Origin of the sequence: Streptomyces celluloflavus (assembly GCA_000720995.1) — a bacterium.
Lineage (GTDB): Bacteria > Actinomycetota > Actinomycetes > Streptomycetales > Streptomycetaceae > Streptomyces > Streptomyces celluloflavus.
On the sequence record JOEL01000010.1, the window covers coordinates 100,165 to 117,500 of the forward strand.

At 71.5% G+C, this 17,336-nt stretch carries 16 protein-coding genes, 1 tRNA gene and 1 pseudogene; 11 read left to right on the forward strand and 7 right to left on the reverse strand.

Annotation, left to right across the window (positions count from 1 at the left end):
• Positions 1–38: 38 nt before the first annotated feature.
• Complete coding sequence (phoU, locus tag IH09_RS11440; RefSeq protein WP_052856054.1) at positions 39–722, reverse strand: phosphate signaling complex protein PhoU; 684 nt, start codon at positions 720–722, stop codon at positions 39–41.
• A gap of 641 nt (positions 723–1,363) precedes the next feature.
• On the opposite strand from phoU, the gene IH09_RS11445 reads away from it, so the two are divergent.
• A complete protein-coding gene (locus tag IH09_RS11445; RefSeq protein WP_052856055.1) occupies positions 1,364–2,632 on the forward strand; it encodes a sensor histidine kinase in 1,269 nt (422 codons plus the stop codon).
• Positions 2,629–3,309 carry a response regulator transcription factor gene (locus IH09_RS11450; RefSeq protein ID WP_052856056.1) on the forward strand — a complete coding sequence of 227 codons (681 nt, stop codon included), beginning with the start codon at positions 2,629–2,631 and terminating at the stop codon, positions 3,307–3,309. The genes IH09_RS11445 and IH09_RS11450 overlap by 4 nt, the downstream gene beginning before the upstream one ends.
• A 107-nt stretch (positions 3,310–3,416) precedes the next feature.
• Here IH09_RS11450 and IH09_RS11455 read toward each other — a convergent pair whose 3' ends face one another.
• Complete coding sequence (locus tag IH09_RS11455) at positions 3,417–4,037, reverse strand: hypothetical protein (RefSeq protein WP_052856057.1); 621 nt, start codon at positions 4,035–4,037, stop codon at positions 3,417–3,419.
• A gap of 847 nt (positions 4,038–4,884) precedes the next feature.
• On the opposite strand from IH09_RS11455, the gene IH09_RS11460 reads away from it, so the two are divergent.
• The 7 genes from IH09_RS11460 (at position 4,885) to IH09_RS11490 (ending at position 12,084) form a co-directional block, all read left to right on the forward strand.
• Positions 4,885–5,367, forward strand: a complete 483-nt coding sequence (locus IH09_RS11460) for a CarD family transcriptional regulator (protein WP_052856058.1) — start codon at positions 4,885–4,887, stop codon at positions 5,365–5,367.
• Between the two features lie 481 nt (positions 5,368–5,848).
• A complete protein-coding gene (ispD, locus tag IH09_RS11465) occupies positions 5,849–6,601 on the forward strand; it encodes a 2-C-methyl-D-erythritol 4-phosphate cytidylyltransferase (protein WP_052856059.1) in 753 nt (250 codons plus the stop codon).
• On the forward strand, positions 6,594–7,118 hold the full coding sequence (gene ispF, locus IH09_RS11470) for a 2-C-methyl-D-erythritol 2,4-cyclodiphosphate synthase (RefSeq protein ID WP_110952218.1): 525 nt from the start codon (positions 6,594–6,596) through the stop codon (positions 7,116–7,118). Before ispD ends, ispF begins: the two co-directional genes overlap by 8 nt.
• A gap of 159 nt (positions 7,119–7,277) precedes the next feature.
• Complete coding sequence (locus IH09_RS11475; protein ID WP_052856061.1) at positions 7,278–7,682, forward strand: PPOX class F420-dependent oxidoreductase; 405 nt, start codon at positions 7,278–7,280, stop codon at positions 7,680–7,682.
• Between the two features lie 103 nt (positions 7,683–7,785).
• A complete protein-coding gene (gene cysS / locus IH09_RS11480; RefSeq protein ID WP_052856062.1) occupies positions 7,786–9,177 on the forward strand; it encodes a cysteine--tRNA ligase in 1,392 nt (463 codons plus the stop codon).
• Positions 9,178–9,293: 116 nt separating this feature from the next.
• Entirely contained in the window at positions 9,294–10,250 is a 957-nt protein-coding gene (gene rlmB / locus IH09_RS11485; protein ID WP_052856063.1) for a 23S rRNA (guanosine(2251)-2'-O)-methyltransferase RlmB, read from the forward strand.
• Positions 10,251–10,452: 202 nt separating this feature from the next.
• Complete coding sequence (locus IH09_RS11490; RefSeq protein ID WP_110952219.1) at positions 10,453–12,084, forward strand: DoxX family protein; 1,632 nt, start codon at positions 10,453–10,455, stop codon at positions 12,082–12,084.
• A 226-nt stretch (positions 12,085–12,310) separates the two neighbouring features.
• Here IH09_RS11490 and IH09_RS11495 read toward each other — a convergent pair whose 3' ends face one another.
• The 3 genes from IH09_RS11495 to IH09_RS11505 all read right to left on the reverse strand — a co-directional run bounded on the left by IH09_RS11495 (position 12,311) and on the right by IH09_RS11505 (position 14,876).
• Positions 12,311–13,039 carry a nucleotidyltransferase family protein gene (locus IH09_RS11495; protein ID WP_052856065.1) on the reverse strand — a complete coding sequence of 243 codons (729 nt, stop codon included), beginning with the start codon at positions 13,037–13,039 and terminating at the stop codon, positions 12,311–12,313.
• 53 nt (positions 13,040–13,092) lie between these two features.
• The gene (locus IH09_RS11500; RefSeq protein ID WP_052856066.1) at positions 13,093–13,509 is read right to left on the reverse strand and encodes a hypothetical protein; all 417 of its coding nucleotides are present in this window, start codon (positions 13,507–13,509) and stop codon (positions 13,093–13,095) included.
• A 230-nt stretch (positions 13,510–13,739) separates the two neighbouring features.
• Positions 13,740–14,876, reverse strand: a complete 1,137-nt coding sequence (locus IH09_RS11505; protein ID WP_052856067.1) for an ABC transporter ATP-binding protein — start codon at positions 14,874–14,876, stop codon at positions 13,740–13,742.
• 204 nt (positions 14,877–15,080) lie between these two features.
• Between IH09_RS11505 and IH09_RS11510 the strand changes: the two genes are divergently transcribed.
• Positions 15,081–15,154: transfer RNA gene (locus tag IH09_RS11510), tRNA-Thr, on the forward strand.
• 87 nt (positions 15,155–15,241) lie between these two features.
• On the opposite strand, the pseudogene IH09_RS40830 reads toward IH09_RS11510, so the two are convergent.
• Both IH09_RS40830 and IH09_RS11515 read right to left on the reverse strand, forming a co-directional pair.
• A pseudogene (locus IH09_RS40830) lies at positions 15,242–15,459 on the reverse strand (hypothetical protein); the annotation flags it as partial.
• A gap of 170 nt (positions 15,460–15,629) precedes the next feature.
• Complete coding sequence (locus tag IH09_RS11515; RefSeq protein ID WP_052856068.1) at positions 15,630–15,941, reverse strand: hypothetical protein; 312 nt, start codon at positions 15,939–15,941, stop codon at positions 15,630–15,632.
• 213 nt (positions 15,942–16,154) lie between these two features.
• On the opposite strand from IH09_RS11515, the gene IH09_RS11520 reads away from it, so the two are divergent.
• Complete coding sequence (locus IH09_RS11520; protein WP_052856069.1) at positions 16,155–17,258, forward strand: aminopeptidase P family protein; 1,104 nt, start codon at positions 16,155–16,157, stop codon at positions 17,256–17,258.
• Positions 17,259–17,336: the final 78 nt, after the last annotated feature.

Consider the following 17,336-nt stretch of genomic DNA (forward strand, 5'->3'; position numbering starts at 1 on the left):
CACATGCGGCCGCCGCCGTCACACGGCGCCCGCAGCCGTCACGCGCCGTCCACCGCCGTCGCCGTCGGCGGGGCGATCTCGTCGGCGTGCTCACCGGTCACCAGGTAGACCACCCGCTTGGCCACCGACACCGCGTGATCCGCGAACCGCTCGTAGTAGCGGCCCAGCAGCGTCACGTCCACGGCCGTCTCGATGCCGTGCTGCCAGCGGTCGTCCATCAGGTGCTGGAAGAGCGTGCGGTGCAGCATGTCCATCGCGTCGTCGTCCTGCTCCAGCTGGAGGGCCAGATCGACGTCCTTGGTGATGATGACCTCGCCGGCCTTGGCCATCAGGCGCTGCGCGAGCTGCCCCATCTCCAGGATGGTGGCGTGCAGATCGCGCGGTACGGCCGTCTGCGGGAAGCGCAGCCGGGCCAGCTTGGCCACGTGCTGGGCCAGGTCGCCGGAGCGCTCCAGGTCGGCGCTCATCCGCAGCGAGGTGACGACGATCCGCAGGTCGGTGGCGACCGGCTGCTGCCGCGCCAGCAGGGTGATCGCACGGGCCTCCAGAGCGCGCTGGAGGTCGTCGACCTTCTCGTCGGCGGCGATCACGTTCTCGGCCAGCTTGAGGTCCGCGTCGAGTATCGCCGTGGTGGCGCGCCCGATCGCGGAGCCGACGAGCCGGGCCATCTCGACCAGTCCCTCGCCGATCGAATCCAGCTCCTCGTGGTACGCGTCCCGCATCAGTGACCTTCTCTCGCATCGAGTGGTGGTGTGGGAAGGGGGATGGCGAACGGGTGTTCTGTTCCCGTGTCCCCACGTTCCCACGGGCTGGGGCCGCGCGGCCGGTACTCCGTAGACCTCGTGCCCCGGGGCGGGGGAGGCTCTCCCCGGAGCGGTGCGGTCCGCGGGCCCCGGATCCGCAGATCCCGCGGACCGGGGGCCCGTGGTGCCCCAGGCCGTGGGCCCGAGGGCCGTGGTCCCGGAGACCGCGTCGCCAGGGGGTCGCCCCGGGCTTGCGGCCACGCGCCGGTGCGGGATCGATCCGTCACCCGCACCCTCACAGTGCGGGGCCATCGCGACCTGCGGTGCCATCGGGGGTGAATCACCGCCGTCGTGAAGGTGAACTCTGGGCGACATGAGCGCTGCTCGGAGCCCAGGCGTACGGTCCGACCGGTCGCGCCCCAGGAGTTCCGCCCCGCCACAGGGGTATCCCCGCCGGCCCCGGAGCGCTCCCGGGGCGGCACCCGAACGGCGGCCACGGGCCCCGTACGGCGCTCGGGAGTGAACCGGCACCGACGCCACGGTGAATTCTGGGCGACGGGTGTTCGAGCAGAGACCCGCACGGCTGGGGAAGTGTCCGACCCGGCGCATAACCTGGGGTCATGAACGTGGACGCGGCCGTCGCCGCAGTGGCAGCGATCGCCGGGTTGTGCACCGGCGTCTTCGCCATGCTGGCGTTCCGCTGGAGCGAGCGCGATCAGGCCAAGCCCACGCGGACCTCCCTGCACACCGACGCCGTGCTGCCCCCCGGCGTGGACACCGTGCTGTCGGTGCTGCGCTCCTCCGCCGTGGTCCTGGACGAGGCCGACGCCGTCGTCAAGGCCAGCTCCGCGGCGTACGCCCTCGGGCTGGTCCGCGGCGGCAAGCTCGCCGTCGAGCCGATGATGAAGATGGCCCGGGACACCCGCAGGGACGGTGAGATACGCCAGGTCGAGCTGGACCTGCCGCGCCGCGGCACCGGCCGCGGGGAAGCCCTCGCCGTCTCCGCCCGGGTCGCCCCGCTCGGCTCCCGGCTCGTCCTGCTGCTGGTCGAGGACCTCACCGAGGCCCGCCGCATAGAGGCGGTCCGCCGCGACTTCGTGGCCAACGTCAGCCATGAGCTCAAGACCCCGGTCGGCGCCCTCTCCCTGCTCTCCGAGGCCGTGACGGACGCCAGCGAGGACCCCGAGGCCGTCACCCGCTTCGCCGGCCGGATGCAGATCGAGGCCACCCGCCTCACCAACCTCGTCCAGGAGCTCATCGACCTCTCCCGGGTCCAGAACGACGATCCGCTGGAGGACGCCGAGCCGGTGCGGGTGGACGAGCTGGTCGCCGAGGCGATCGACCGCTGCCGCCAGCAGGCCGGTGCCAAACAGATCACCATGGCCGCCGGGGGCACCGCCGACCTGCACGTATGGGGAAACCGCGGCCAGCTTGCCGCGGCGCTCGGCAATCTCGTCGAGAACGCCGTCAACTACTCCCCGGCGCGCACCCGCGTCGGGATCGCCGGCCGCCGGGTGCCCACCCCGCGCGGCGACCTCATCGAGATCGCGGTGACCGACCAGGGCATCGGGATATCCGAGAAGGACCGGGACCGCGTCTTCGAGCGGTTCTACCGAGTGGACCCGGCGCGTTCGCGCGCCACCGGCGGGACCGGCCTCGGCCTCGCCATCGTCAAACACGTGGCCGCCTCGCACGGCGGGGAGGTCACGGTCTGGAGCGCTGAAGGACAGGGCTCCACCTTCACCCTGCGTCTCCCGGAAGCCGGTGCTGTACGCGACCGCGCGCAGCCCGCCGATCTCGCTCCGGAGGCCCTCGACGACGAGGACCGCCCGTACGAGACCTTCAACGAACCGCTCCCCGCCCATCCCGCCCCGGAGGTCCTTCCGTGACCCGAGTGCTCGTCGTCGAGGACGAGGAATCGTTCAGCGACGCACTGTCGTACATGCTCCGCAAGGAGGGTTTCGAGGTCGCCATCGCGGCTACGGGCCCCGACGGACTGGACGAGTTCGAACGCAACGGCGCCGATCTGGTGCTGCTGGACCTGATGCTGCCGGGCCTGCCCGGCACCGAGGTCTGCCGCCAGCTGCGCGGCCGCTCCAACGTCCCGGTCATCATGGTGACCGCCAAGGACAGCGAGATCGACAAGGTGGTCGGCCTCGAAATAGGAGCCGACGACTACGTCACCAAGCCCTTCTCCTCCCGCGAACTGGTCGCCCGCATCCGCGCCGTGCTGCGCCGCCGCGGCGAGCCGGAGGAGGTCGCCCCGCAGGCCCTGGAGGCCGGCCCGGTCCGGATGGACGTGGACCGCCACGTCGTCACGGTCGGCGGCGGCAAGGTCGATCTGCCGCTCAAGGAGTTCGACCTCCTGGAGATGCTGCTGCGCAACGCCGGCCGGGTGCTGACCCGTATGCAGCTCATCGACCGGGTCTGGGGCGCCGACTACGTGGGCGACACCAAGACCCTGGACGTGCACGTCAAGCGGCTGCGCGCCAAGATCGAGCCCGACCCGGGCGCACCGCGCTATCTCGTCACGGTCCGCGGCCTGGGCTACAAGTTCGAGCCGTAAACCGCGGCCGGCCGCTGACCGGCCGGATACACGTCAGGGGCGCCCCTCCGGATTCGGACGGGCGCCCCTGACGCGTACGTACGGGGACGGCTGCGCGGGCCGCGCGGTCAGTGACCGGTGTGCGACGCCTCACCGGACGGGGTCCCGGAGCCGGACGGCGCGCCCGACTCCGAGGAGCCGGGGGACGGCGTGCCCGAGGGGGAGGGCTGCTCGGTGGGGCCGTAGCTCTCGAAGGCGCCCTTCGCCGGGACGACGTACGCGTTCAGCTCCACCTTGCCGGTCGCGCTGAAGTCGAACGAGAGGATCTGCGCGTTGCCGTCCTGGACGGCCTCGCGGCTGCTCGGCAGGACGGCCGAGGGGTTGCCCTGGCCGCCGATCACGACGGAACCGCCGGCCGGCACGGTGATCGGACCCGCGGCGCCCGCGGCGGACGGCGCCAGCTTGGCGCTCTTGCCGGTGCCCACCACGGTGATCGCGGTGAGCTGCTGGTCCTTGGTGCCGTTGTTGAACACCGTCACGTTGATCGCCGCCGGGCCCTTGGAGGCCGGGTCGGGCTGGGTGACCACGGAGGCGTTCTGGACCTTGATGTCGCCCACGGCGGTCGCCGCGTTGTCGGGCTTGATGTCCAGCGTCTGGGCGTCGTTCCCGGCCCCGCACGCGGAGAGCGTGGCGATCGAGAGCGAGAGGGCGGAAGCGGCGAGGACGCCGCGTCGAAGGCTGCGGCTCACGGCGGCGGCATCTCCTTGACGAGCTACGGCGGCCGAACGTCGTGCCCGGTCGCGCGGATGGACTCCTGGGACGGCCGTTGCGTACGTGTCATGACGACAGGTGCGTAAAGCCGCCCTAAGGGTGTGTCAGCGCCGCTAGGTTACCGAGCCGCCGCCGGGCCACCGCACCCGACCCGCCTCCAGCGCGATCACGCCCCCGCGAGCCCCTGGCCGGCCCGCCGACGGGCGGCCGGGCGGGGCCGGGGAACCGGGCACCAGCCAGGACCCCGCCCGGGGCGCGTTCCCCGTCCGCTCCTGCTCTCGCTCCCGCACCTGTCCGCGATGGCGTTCCCGGTGCCGCTCCCGACCCGGCTCCCGACCCCGGTCCGTTGCGCGAAGGTCTTCCGGATGCCTTCCGCGGCGCGCCCGGAGAAGATGGAGGGAATATTCGACAAGAGAGTGTTCGCATGTGGCCAGCGGTATCCCCGGTGAATAAAGGTATTCGCAGGGAATGCGCGCACCTCCCGGAAATTGATCACGTTCCTCTGTCGCCGGACGGTGATCAATTCAAGAAACGAGTCGGAGCCGTCCTCGACCAACCGAACGGAGCAGCGGAAGTCGCTCATACGGATCACCGCAAAACGGGACGTTCGGTCTGCCGGTCGGCGCGTTCCCGGCGTGCGGCGGGCGGGTTTCCGCTCACCTGTGAAGCCCCTCCGACCTGCGAATACCCGTGCCGGACAGCCCCTCGCAGCACGTTCCGGCTGCTGTTGTCAAGCCCCGAGATATGCCCTGACCTGCGAAAACGCCATTCAGAACGGCCCGTTCCCGTGTTAGCATGGATAGCCACGGAAGGGGTACCTGTCACATGACGTTCAAGGTTGGCGACACCGTGGTCTATCCCCATCACGGGGCCGCGCTGATCGAGGCCATCGAAACTCGCCAGATCAAAGGCGTGGACAAGACCTACTTGGTGCTGAAGGTCGCCCAGGGCGACTTGACTGTTCGTGTGCCAGCGGACAATGCGGAGTTCGTCGGCGTACGCGACGTGGTTGGCCAGGACGGACTGGACCGGGTCTTCGAGGTGCTTCGCGCACCGTATGCCGAAGAGCCGACGAACTGGTCCCGGCACTACAAGGCAAATCTGGAGAAGCTCGCTTCCGGTGACGTGATCAAGGTTGCCGAAGTAGTTCGCGACCTGTGGCGTCGTGAGCGTGAGCGCGGACTCTCCGCCGGTGAGAAGAGGATGCTCGCCAAGGCACGCCAGATCCTGGTGAGCGAGCTCGCCCTCGCGGAGAACACCAACGAAGACAAGGCAGAGGCCCTGCTCGACGAGGTCCTCGCCTCCTGACGACGCCGTGCCCGGCTCGGCGTCGTGCTGAAGTTTCGATCTCAGTGCTCGATGCAACCTCAGCGCGTGATGCAACTGAGCGTGATTCAACACAGCCTTGACGCAACACAGCAATGCCGCGGTGCCCGAGTGACGACCGTCTCCTCATTGGAGTGGTCTGTTGCCGGGCGCTGCGGCATATCTGCGGCCGGTCGCCATCCCCGGTGTCCGCGGTCCACGGCGTCCCACACGGCCGAGGCCGAGAGGGAAGCGGCACCGGGCGTGCCCTCCACGGCCCGCCTTCGGCCGCATCGCCCGCCGCGCATGCCGGTGGCGCGTACGCGCCCGCGGCACGCCGGGCTCGGGCAGCTGTCTCGACCAGTGTCACGGAAGGGGCTGGTCAAGGCGGCGCGCCCGGCACGCTGAGGCCATACCCATCTCCGCAGAGCAAACAAACCTTTCTGCGCCAATTCCGGGGACGTCCCGGATTCCGGAGAGCTAGATGCCAGAACCAGATCCCTCCCGCCCGGTCCGCACCGCCGCCGTGATCCCCGCCGCCGGCCGCGGCGTCCGGCTCGGCCCCGGCGCCCCCAAGGCACTGCGCGCACTGGGCGGCACCCCCATGCTGGTGCACGCCGTCCGCGCGATGGCCGCCTCGCGGGCCGTCTCCCTCATCGTCGTGGTCGCCCCGCCGGACGGCGCCGCCGAGGTCCGCCACCTCCTCGACGAGCATCCGCTCACCGACCGCACCGACCTCGTGGTGGTCCCCGGCGGCGCGACCCGCCAGGAATCCGTCCGGCTCGGGCTGGCGGCGCTCCCGGAGGCGGTCGACGTCGTGCTGGTGCACGACGCGGCGCGCCCGCTGGTCCCCGTGGACACGGTCGACACGGTGATCGCCGCCGTCCGGGCCGGCGCCCCCGCCGTCGTCCCCGCGCTGCCGCTCGCGGACACCGTCAAGCAGGTCGAGCCGCAGCCGCAGGGCACCCCGGAACCGGTGGTCGGCACCCCGGAGCGGGCCCTGCTGCGCGCCGTGCAGACCCCGCAGGGCTTCGACCGGGAGACCCTGGTCAAGGCTCACGACACGCGCGTGGAGGGCGAGGGCGCCACCGATGACGCCGGGCTCGTCGAGCGGCTCGGGGCCCCCGTCGTGGTCGTCCCCGGCCATGAGGAAGCGTTCAAGGTGACCCGGCCGCTGGACCTGGTCCTGGCCGAGTCCGTTCTCGCCCGCAGGAGGGCCACCGATGGCTATGTCTGAGCCGACCGCACCCGGGGCCGGGGGAGCGCCGGGAGTACCCGGTATCCCGCTCGTCGGCATCGGTACGGATGTGCACGCCTTCGAGCGGGGCCGCGAGCTGTGGTGTGCGGGACTGCGGTGGGAGGGCGAGGAGTACGGCCTGGCCGGCCACAGCGACGGCGATGTGGCCGCGCACGCCGCCTGCGACGCGCTGTTCTCGGCGGCCGGTGTCGGCGACCTCGGCGCGCACTTCGGCACCGACCGCCCCGAGTGGTCCGGCGCCTCCGGGGTGACGCTGCTGGCCGAGGCCGCGCGCATCGTCCGGGCCGAGGGCTTCGCGATCGGCAATGTCGCGGTGCAGGTCATCGGCGTCCGCCCGAAGGTCGGCAAGCGGCGGGACGAGGCGCAGCGGGCGCTGTCCGCGGCCGTCGGCGCACCGGTCTCGGTGTCCGGGACGACGTCGGACGGGCTGGGGCTGACCGGCCGCGCGGAGGGGCTGGCCGCGGTCGCCACGGCGCTGGTGGTCCGTACGTCCTGAGCCGGCCCCTACGGGCCGGGGCGCGAACACGCGGACGGTCCCTGACAGGGGTGTCCCGGCATTCCCCCGGATGGCGGGGGAATGCCGGATGCCTCGCGGATGTTGGGGCACGATCGGAGTGTTCATGTCCCTCGGTACGGCTCGCAGGAAGGACTCATCGTGAGCGCCACGCTGCCCGATGCCCTCAAGAACGTCCTCGACGGCCCGGTCTTCGTGACCGTGGTGACGGTCCAGCCGGACGGCAGCCCCCAGGCGTCCCCGGTATGGGTGAAGAGGGACGGTGACGACCTGCTGATCTCGACGACCGTCGGGCGCCGCAAGGAGACCAACCTCCGCCGCGACCCCCGGGTGACGGTCGTCGTCCAGCCCGCCGACGCCCCGTACACCTACGCCGAGATCCGCGGCTCCGCCACCCTCGGCACCGAGGGCGGTCAGCAGCTCATCGACGAGCTGTCCAGGAAGTACACGGGGAAGAGCTACGCCGAATTCAACGCGGCGGCCGGTTCGGACGCCGAGCGGGTGGTCGTCCGGATCACCCCGCGCAAGGTGCTCGGCCGCCTCTGACCGTCCGCCGGCCGCTCCGGCGAATCCGGGGATTGTGACGCTTGTGTATCCCCGCGGTCCAAGGGGTCGCGGGGCACTGCCCCGTTCCGATTACCCTGGTTCCGTGACCATTCGCCTGTACGACACCAGCGCCCGGCAGATTCGCGATTTCACCCCGCTCACACCGGGCTGTGTCTCGATCTACCTGTGTGGCGCGACCGTGCAGGCGGCCCCGCACATCGGGCACATCAGGTCGGGGCTGAACTTCGACATCATGCGCCGCTGGTTCGACTACCGCGGCTACGACGTCACGTTCGTACGGAACGTGACGGACATCGACGACAAGATCATCAAGAAGTCCGCCGAGCAGGGCCGCCCGTGGTGGTCGATCGGCTACGAGAACGAGGTCGCCTTCAACGCGGCGTACGACGCGCTCGGCTGCCTGCGCCCCACCTATGAGCCGCGCGCCACCGGACATATCCCCGAGATGGTCGAGATGATGCGCGGCCTGATCGAGCGCGGCCACGCCTACGCGGCGGACGGCAACGTCTACTTCGACGTGAAGTCCTTCCCCGGCTATCTGCAGCTTTCCAACCAGGAGTTGGACAACCTCCTCCAGCCGGCCGGCGAGGGCGAGACCGGCAAGCGCGACCCGCGCGACTTCGCCATGTGGAAGGCGGCGAAGGACGGCGAGCCCAGCTGGGACACCCCCTGGGGCCGCGGCCGGCCCGGCTGGCACCTGGAGTGCTCGGCGATGGCCCACAAGTACCTGGGCTCCGCCTTCGACATCCACGGCGGCGGCGTCGACCTCGTCTTCCCGCACCACGAGAACGAGATCGCCCAGGCCCAGGCGTTCGGCGACGACTTCGCCGCCTACTGGACGCACAACGCCTGGGTGACCATGAGCGGCGAGAAGATGTCCAAGTCGCTGGGCAACTCCGTACTGGTTTCGGAGATGGTCAAGCGCTGGCGCCCGATCGTGCTCCGCTACTACCTGGGCACCCCGCACTACCGCTCGATGATCGAGTACAGCGAGGAAGCGCTGCGCGAGGCCGAGTCGGCGTTCGCGCGGATCGAGGGGTTCGTCCAGCGGGTCGTCGAGAAGGCCGGGATCGTCGAGCCCGCGCCCGAGGTGCCGCTGGCCTTCGCCGAGGCGATGGACGACGACCTGGGCGTGCCGCAGGCGCTGGCGATCGTGCACACGACCGTCCGGCAGGGCAACTCCGCGCTGACCGCCGACGACAAGGAGTCGGCGGTGGCCCGGCTGGCCGAGCTGCGGGCGATGCTGGGCGTGCTCGGCCTGGACCCGCTCGACGAGGGCTGGTCCGGCGGCACGGACCGCGGCCAGGATCTGCACGGGGTCGTGGACTCGCTCGTACGCCTGGTGCTGGAGCAGCGGCAGGCGGCCCGCGCCCGCAAGGACTACGCCACCGCCGACGCCATCCGCGACCAGCTCCAGCAGTCCGGCCTCGCCATCGAGGACACCCCGTCCGGCCCGCGCTGGTCGCTGTCCTGACCTGCGGCCGAAGCCCGGATTCGCCCTTCCCGGCGCCCGCGGGCGACACTCAATCCATACGTACGTACCCACTCCACGTCGCGAGACGTCGAGAGCAGTGAAGAAACAGGTGACCCATGGCCGGCAACAGCCAGCGCAGGAACCGCCGCACGTCCAACAAGAAGGGCGCGCAGGTCGGCAGCGGCGGCAAGCGGCGCCGGGGCCTGGAAGGCAAGGGGCCGACCCCGCCCGCTTCGGACCGCAAGGGGCATGTCAAGAACCGGGTCGCCAACGCCAAGGCGAAGCAGGCCGCCTCGCGCCGCCCCGCCCCGCGCCGCGGCGGTGCGAAGGGCACCTCCGAGCTCGTCGTCGGCCGTAACCCGGTCTTCGAGGCGCTGCGCGACGGCGTGCCCGCGACGACGCTCTACGTCCAGCAGTTCATCGACTCCGACGAGCGGGTGCGCGAGGCGCTCCAGCTCGCCGCGGCGCGCGGCAACATCAACCTGATGGAGGCGCCGCGCCCCGAGCTGGACCGGATGACCAACGGCCTGAACCACCAGGGTCTGGTCCTCCAGGTGCCGCCGTACGACTACGCGCACCCCGAGGACCTGGCCGCCGCCGCCTTCGACGCCGGTCAGGAGCCGCTGATCGTGGCGCTGGACGGGGTCACCGACCCGCGCAACCTCGGCGCGGTCGTCCGCTCCGTGTGCGCCTTCGGCGGCCACGGCGTTGTCGTGCCGGAGCGCCGGGCGGCCGGGATGACGGCCGGTGCGTGGAAGACCTCGGCGGGCACCGCGGCCCGTACGCCGGTCGCCCGCGCCACCAACCTGACCCGGACCCTGGAGGGGTACCAGAAGGCGGGGCTGACCGTCGTCGGCCTGGCCGCGGACGGCGAGCTGGAGCTCCAGGACGTCGAGGCGCTGGATGGTCCGCTCGTCATCGTCGTCGGCAGCGAGGGCAAGGGCCTGTCGCGGCTGGTCGGCGAGACCTGCGATGTGCGGGTGCGGATCCCGATGCCGGGCGGCGCGGAGTCGCTGAACGCCGGTGTCGCCGCGGGCGTGGTCCTGTGGGAGGCGGCGCGCCGCCGCGCCTGAGCGCACAGCCACCGTGTACCGGCCGTCCAGGAGGCGGCCGGTACGCAGGGGGCGACGGGGTGCCCCGGAGGCGGAAAGACGCCGTAGTCCAGGGCAAAACCTGACCCTCCGTACGTCTTCCGGTGATCCCGCGAACTTTTGACGGGTCTCGGACAGATCGCCACGGCCGAGGCAGTGTCTTAACCGCGAGTCACTCGGTTAGATGAGCGTGGACACCAGAACACCCCGCACACCTACGGGGGGACGCTCGCCCGGCTTCGATGACGAGCCGGTCCTGAGCTCGGTCAAGGTGCCGTGCGATCCGGCGCAGGTCATTGTCAACCACGCCAGCTTCCGGGTGCGGCTCGCCGCACCCGTCGTGAGCAGCATCATGGCCGACACCGCGCGCGTCCCCGTCATCAGGGGATCGGCCGCCGGTACCAGACGCCGCGCGCCCGTGGTGTGGAGCGGCCGCACGGACCCGGGCGGCGCGGCCGGCGCCACCACCCAGCTCCTGCACGCGGTGCGCGACGCGGGCATCGGCCTCGACACCGGCGGCCAGGGCGAGGACGTCGGCACGACCCAGGTCCTGCCCCGGGTCCGCCTCGACGCCGCAGGCCCCGCGACCGTCGTCGGCCAGCGCGGCCCCGCCGATTCCGACACCCTGCCGCGCGGCGTACGCCCCGTGAGCGGCGCCTACGGCGGCCGCACCTACGGCGACGGCGGCCGTCTGGACGACGACGCGGACGACGGCCGCTTCGAGGCCCGGGACCGCTACGACGGCGCGCCCAAACGGCACGGTTCCGACGCGGTCCGGCACGCGTACTACCCCGGGCGCCGGATGAACCTCGGCGTCGTCCTGCTGCCGCTGCGCATCTTCCTCGGCCTGATCTCCGTCTACGCCGGTATGGGCAAGCTCTGCGACCCCGTCTACTTCGACGGCGGCGAGCGGGGCTCGATGGTCAAGTGGCTCCAGTCGCTCGACCCGTGGACGCTGGCCGTTCCGCTGCGCGACTTCGCCGTCGCGCACCCGGTCGGCGCCGGGCTGTCCGTCGCGTTCCTCCAGGTCGTGGTCGGCGTGCTGACCATCTGCGGTCTCTGGCAGCGGCTCGCCGCCTCGTTCGGCGCCCTGCTCTCCGCGGCCCTGCTGATGACCGTCAGCTGGCGCACCATCCCGGCCTACGACGCGCCCGACATCATCAACCTCGCCGCCTGGAGCCCGCTGATCATCGCGGGCGCGCCGGTCTACTCCATGGACGCCCGGCTGGCCGGTGAGGCATGGCGGCGGCTCGGCCCGCGCGTCGAGGTCGCCGACCTGCGGCGCCGGGTGCTGCGCCGGGGTGCCGTGCTGACGGCCGTGGTGGCCGGCCTGACGCTGCTCGTCGGCTCGCTGCTCGGCGGCGCCGTACGGTCCTCCTCGGTGCCGACCATGCCGCGGCCCGGTGAGCCCCCGGTCAACAACCTGCCCGGTTCGCCGCTGCCCCGCCCCGGCGAGAGCCACGCCCGGCCCGGCCAGGGCCACACCGGCAGCAGCGCGCCGCAGCACCGGGGCAAGCCCTCCGCGAGCGCCTCGCCCACGAAGGACAAGCCCGGCAAGCCGTCCGCCTCCACGCCGGGGCGGGTGCCGTCCACCGACGTCACCACCACCCGCGGCACCACCGCCCACCGGCCCGGTGCGACCACCAGCGGCACACCGGCGCAGCGGGTGCCGAGCCGGACCCCGGGAGTGACCCACGCGCCGCCGTCCTCGGGCGGCACCGGCGGGGGCACCAGCGGCGGCACGGGTGGCGGCGGCACCGGTGGCCTCGGCGGCGACTCCGGCCGCGGCAGCACACTCGGCGGTCTCCTGGGCTGACCCCGCCGGATCCCGCCGGCCCACCGACCGCGCCCTCGCCGCGCGACCTGTCCCCGACCGCCCCGATCCCGTACGGCTCGGCTCCACTCGACGAGCCGGTGCGGCGGAGGGCGGTCGGGGACAGGCGTGTGCGGGGGCGCGGGACGTACGGGAACGGGCCCGTGGTCGCGGGTTACGAGCGGGGCTTACGGCGCCGCCGGGCCGCTCCAGGTGTTCCCGGAGGGGCTCAACGGCCCTGTGCGCGCAGTTCCTCGGCGGCCTCGGTGAGGTCCTTGGCCGTGTCGATGGCGCGCCAGTACGCCCCGTGCGGGAGCGGATAGCCGGCCAGCCGGCGTTCGCGGGCGAGGCGGGGGAAGGTGGTGCGCTCGTGGTCGCCGCGGACCGGCAGCAGGTCCCTGAAGGCGGCGGAGAAGACGTAGACGCCCGCGTTGATGAGATACGGCGAGGGCGGCGACTCGATGAAGTCCAGGACGTGACCGAACTCGTCGGTCTCCACGGCGCCCCAGGGAATCCGCGGGCGGGCCAGCGCGAGGGTGGCCTCGGCGCCGCGCTCATGGTGGAAGGCGGCCATCTCGCGGAGCGGGAAGCGGGTCCAGATATCGCCGTTGGTGGCGTACCAGGGCTCGTCCGGGCGGGGGAGCGAGGCGGCGGCGTACCTGAGGCCGCCGCCGCGGCCCAGCGGCTCGGTCTCGACGACGGTCGTGACGCGCAGCGGCAGCCGGGCCCGGGACAGCCAGTCCTGGAGCACCTCGGCGAGGTGGCCGCAGGAGACCACCGCGTCGGTGACGCCTTCCGCGGCCAGCCAGGTCAGCTGGTGGCCGATGATCGGGGTTCCGGTACCGGGAATCTCGACCATCGGCTTGGGCCGGTCATCGGTGTACGGACGGAGACGCGAGCCCTGGCCGCCGGCCAGGACCACGGCCTGTGTGGGGTACGGGAACGGAGGGACGGTCATGATTCGCACCCTAGGCGGTGCGAGCGGGGGTCACGGGGCGAGCTGAGCGGGGATCACTGGGCGGCGGCGACGCCGGTGGCGAAGGAGGTGTCGCAGACGGGGCGGGAGTACGCCTGGGCGCGGTGTGCGGCACCGTACTTGGCGACCGCGGCGCGGCCGAGGGCACGGGCGATGGAGGCGCAGTGCCGGGCCAGTGACGGGCGTTCGGTGGTCGCCTCCTGGAGGTGGGTCAGGGCGACGCCTGGGTCCTTCTCCTGGAGCTCGACGAGCAGGTGGTCGCGGAGGACGTCCTGCGGGGAGCGGGGCGTGGCCTTGGTGGAAGCCTTCCCGGAGGAGGCGGTCAGCACCTGCGACCTCGTGGCCGTCGAGGACCACGGGACGCGGGTGACCGCGAGGGTCCCGGAGAGGACGAGGACGACGGGGAGGACCAGGGCGAGGGTTCGGCCGATGCGGCGGGCTGCGGAGTTCACGGAGGTGATGGTAGCGAGGAGTGATGATTTGGCGACATTTCGTCACCTTATCGGGGGACGGAATGGCTCGTCGGTGCGGTTGTGGGGTTGACGTACAGGTGCGAAAAGACGGTTCCCGGGGGCGGCGAAGACAGACGGCGGCGGTGCCGGGGTGCGGAACCCGGCACCGCCGCCGCGGTGACATGCGGGGTGCGCGGGGGCCGGTCGGCCGTCCCGCGCACCGGGGTGGATCAGTCGGAGAGGCGCTCGCCCGTCTTCGTCGAGAAGACGTGCGTTTCACCCGGCCGGGGCACGACGTGCAGCGTCGCGCCCTTGGCCGGGACCTCGCGGCCGTTGACCCGGACGACCAGGTCCTTCACCGCACCGCCGACCTCGGCGGTGCCGTACACGAAGCCGTCGGCGCCGAGCTCCTCGACGACATTGACCGTGACGGCCAGACCCGCCGGGGCGTCCTCGCTGCCCTTGGCCAGCGACTGCGCGGCGGCGCCGTTCCGCTCGACGATCTCGAAGTGCTCGGGGCGGACACCCACCGTCACCGTCGTGTCGCCGTTGTTGGCGGCCGTGGTGAGCGCCTCACGGTTGACCGGGATGACGCTGTTGCCGAACTTCACACCGCCGTCGGTGATCGGCACCTCGACCAGGTTCATCGCCGGGGAGCCGATGAAACCCGCGACGAAGAGGTTGTTGGGGCGGTCGTACATGTTGCGCGGCGAGTCGACCTGCTGGAGCAGACCGTCCTTGAGGACGGCGACGCGGTCGCCCATCGTCAGTGCCTCGACCTGGTCGTGGGTGACGTAGACCATCGTGATGCCCAGGCGGCGCTGAAGGCTCGCGATCTGCGTACGGGTCTGGACGCGGAGCTTGGCGTCCAGGTTGGACAGCGGCTCGTCCATGAGGAAGACCTGCGGCTCCCGGACGATCGCCCGGCCCATCGCGACACGCTGCCGCTGACCGCCCGAGAGCGCCTTGGGCTTGCGGCCCAGGTACTCGGTGAGGTCGAGCATCTTCGCCGCGTCCTCGACCTTCTGGCGGATCTCGGTCTTCGACACACCGGCGATCTTGAGCGCGAAGCCCATGTTGTCGGCGACGGTCATGTGCGGGTAGAGCGCGTAGTTCTGGAACACCATGGCGATGTCCCGGTCCTTGGGCGGCAGATGCGTGACGTCGCGGTCGCCGATGCGGATGACGCCGCTGTCAACGTCCTCCAGCCCCGCGAGCATGCGCAGCGAGGTGGACTTTCCGCAGCCGGACGGGCCGACCAGGACGAGGAATTCGCCGTCCTCGATGGCGATGTCGAGCTTGTCGACGGCGGGCTTTTCGGAACCCGGGTAGATGCGGGTTGCCTGTTCGTACGTGACCGTGGCCATGTCGAGGTGTCCCTTCACCGGCAGGAACGTGCCGGACGATCCGAGTAAAGGAGTGGCGCGGCCGAATGGGCCGCCCAGTGGTGTAGTCCACTGCCGCGGACTGTGCGCGACGTTACCCGCGCCGGGGTCCGGTGTCAGTAGTACGAAGGTCACGAAATTATGGGGACCGGCATCCGGCGCGCCTGGGTACACTTCTTCCGGCACGCCTCCTTAGCTCAGCTGGCCAGAGCACCGCTCTTGTAAAGCGAAGGTCGTCGGTTCGAATCCGACAGGGGGCTCTGTGTTTGAGCAGGGAAGAAGCCCCGAGCCGGTGATGGCTCGGGGCTTCTGGCATCTGTGGGTGACATCGACGGGGACGGGTGGTTCCGGTTGATCCTGCGTTTCAGCAGTTGGTCCAAGTGGCTGATCGCTTCTTGATGGGCGTCCTGGGTGTCCTGGGCGACGTGGGTGTGGCGGGTGTAGACGTTCGTGGGCATGGTCATGCCGATCTGGCTGTGGCTGTGGATCTCCATCAGGACGGGTGGGGCACGTCGGCCGTGGTGAGCGGGGTGGCGCGGCGGTGTCGGGCGTCGTGGAGGCGGATCGTTACGGAGCAGAGGTTCTCCGTGCCACACCCGGGCCATATCCAGCGGGAGTCACGGGGAACAGCGATGATCGGCGGGCGAACGTTCCCCGGTCCGCCTGCATGGACAGTTCGCAGGTCGGAGGGATTCTCGCCCCACCTCGCCCCTAAAAAGCGGTTGTCCATCGCGCTCACTGAGTCCACACCTGCTGGAACTCTTCAGCCGGGATGGCCTCCACGGGATCCTCTTCGGGGTCGATCGCTTGGTCCGTGAGGAAGCCGTGGCCGTCCTCCAGGTGCTGCCAGCTGTACCGGTGGAGTTGGCCGGTCGAAGTCAGCTCGGCTTGCTTGATGACGATCAACTCGCCGCGGTCGTGTACGGCCTCGAAGTGCCAGAGACCGCCGTCCTCGTCGGCGTGGCGGAAGTGGTGGCGCAGGGTGGCGCTCTCATCGAGCGCTCGGTAGTACGCCACGGTCTCAGCGATGCGTGCCAGGTCAGCCATAAGAGCATCGTGTCAGCGAGCGCACTTGGGTGCACCGGTCCGAGATCTGCGAGGTGGTGTGGACGGTGGGGCGCAGGTCGCTCGCTGTCGGGGCGGGGGAGGGGAGGGGGAAGGGCCTGGGTGGGGCTGGTGGGGTCGATGGAGCGGGTGGGGTGGGGTTTTGGACGGGCCGCGGGGCGTCGGCGGCGTAAATTCACCGGCATGGTGATTTCGATGACGCGTGACGACTACGAGCGGCGGATGGAACGGGCGGGCCGGGTCGCCGCCAACGTCGGGCTGGCCGGGCTGATCGTGACGCCGGGGCCGGATCTGACGTGGCTGTGCGGCTACCGGCCGACCGCGGAGACCGAGCGGCTGACCGCCCTGGTCATCGCCGCCGGCCGGCGGCCGCGGCTGCTGGTGCCCGTACTGGAGCAGCCCGACGCGGAGCGGGCCGCCGGCGCCGGGGCCATGGACGTGACGGGCTGGCGGGACGGTGCGAACCCGTACAACGAGCTGGCGAAGTGGCTCGACCCGCAAGGGCGTTACGGGATGTCGGACGCGACGTGGGCGATGCATCTGCTGGGGCTTCAGCGGGCGCTGCCGGAGAGCGCGTACGGCGCACTGACGGAGGTGCTGCCGATGCTGCGCGCCGTCAAGGACGTGCACGAGGTGGAGCGGCTGGCGGCGGCCGGGGCGGCGGCGGACGCGACGTACGAGGCGATCCTCGGCGTGCGCTTCGCCGGGCGGCGGGAGCACGAGGTGGCGGCGGATCTGGCGCGGCTGCTGACCGAGCACGGGCACAGCCAGGTGGACTTCACCGTCGTCGGATCGGGCCCCAACGGTGCCAATCCGCACCATGAGGCGGGCGACCGGGTCATCGGCGACGGCGACATGGTCGTGCTCGACTTCGGCGGCCTCAAGGACGGGTACGGGTCGGACACGACGCGGACCGTGCACGTGGGCGAGCCGACCGCGGAGGAGCGGAATGTGCACGACATCGTGCGGGAGGCGCAGCAGGCGGCGTTCGAGGCGGTGCGGCCCGGGGTGGCGTGCCAGGAGATCGACCGGGTGGCCAGGAAGGTGATCAAGGCCGCGGGGTACGGCGAGTACTTCATCCACCGGACCGGGCACGGCATCGGGGTGACCACGCACGAACCGCCGTACATGGTCGAGGGCGAGCATCTGCCGCTGGTACCGGGGATGTGCTTCTCGATCGAACCGGGCATCTATCTGCCGGGCCGGTTCGGGGTGCGGATCGAGGACATCGTGACGTGCACGGAATCGGGCGGGCGGCGGCTGAACGAGACGGCGCGGGAGATGGCGGTGGTGAGTTAGGCGGGGTGGGGCCTGCTTTCGGCGGTGCGGGAGGAGCGGACAGGGGCGGACGGGGATGGGCGGTAGGGCCGTCCGTGA

Bases quoted from the DNA above. Each gene is read 5' to 3' on its own strand.
- phoU (WP_052856054.1), bottom strand. From the start codon at position 722: ATGCGGGACGCGTACCACGAGGAGCTGGATTCGATCGGCGAGGGACTG.
- IH09_RS11445 (WP_052856055.1), top strand. From the start codon at position 1,364: ATGAACGTGGACGCGGCCGTCGCCGCAGTGGCAGCGATCGCCGGGTTG.
- IH09_RS11460 (WP_052856058.1), top strand. From the start codon at position 4,885: ATGACGTTCAAGGTTGGCGACACCGTGGTCTATCCCCATCACGGGGCC.
- ispD (WP_052856059.1), top strand. From the start codon at position 5,849: ATGCCAGAACCAGATCCCTCCCGCCCGGTCCGCACCGCCGCCGTGATC.
- ispF (WP_110952218.1), top strand. From the start codon at position 6,594: ATGTCTGAGCCGACCGCACCCGGGGCCGGGGGAGCGCCGGGAGTACCC.
- rlmB (WP_052856063.1), top strand. From the start codon at position 9,294: ATGGCCGGCAACAGCCAGCGCAGGAACCGCCGCACGTCCAACAAGAAG.
- IH09_RS11490 (WP_110952219.1), top strand. From the start codon at position 10,453: ATGAGCGTGGACACCAGAACACCCCGCACACCTACGGGGGGACGCTCG.
- IH09_RS11495 (WP_052856065.1), bottom strand. From the start codon at position 13,039: ATGACCGTCCCTCCGTTCCCGTACCCCACACAGGCCGTGGTCCTGGCC.
- IH09_RS11505 (WP_052856067.1), bottom strand. From the start codon at position 14,876: ATGGCCACGGTCACGTACGAACAGGCAACCCGCATCTACCCGGGTTCC.
- IH09_RS11515 (WP_052856068.1), bottom strand. From the start codon at position 15,941: ATGGCTGACCTGGCACGCATCGCTGAGACCGTGGCGTACTACCGAGCG.
- IH09_RS11520 (WP_052856069.1), top strand. From the start codon at position 16,155: ATGACGCGTGACGACTACGAGCGGCGGATGGAACGGGCGGGCCGGGTC.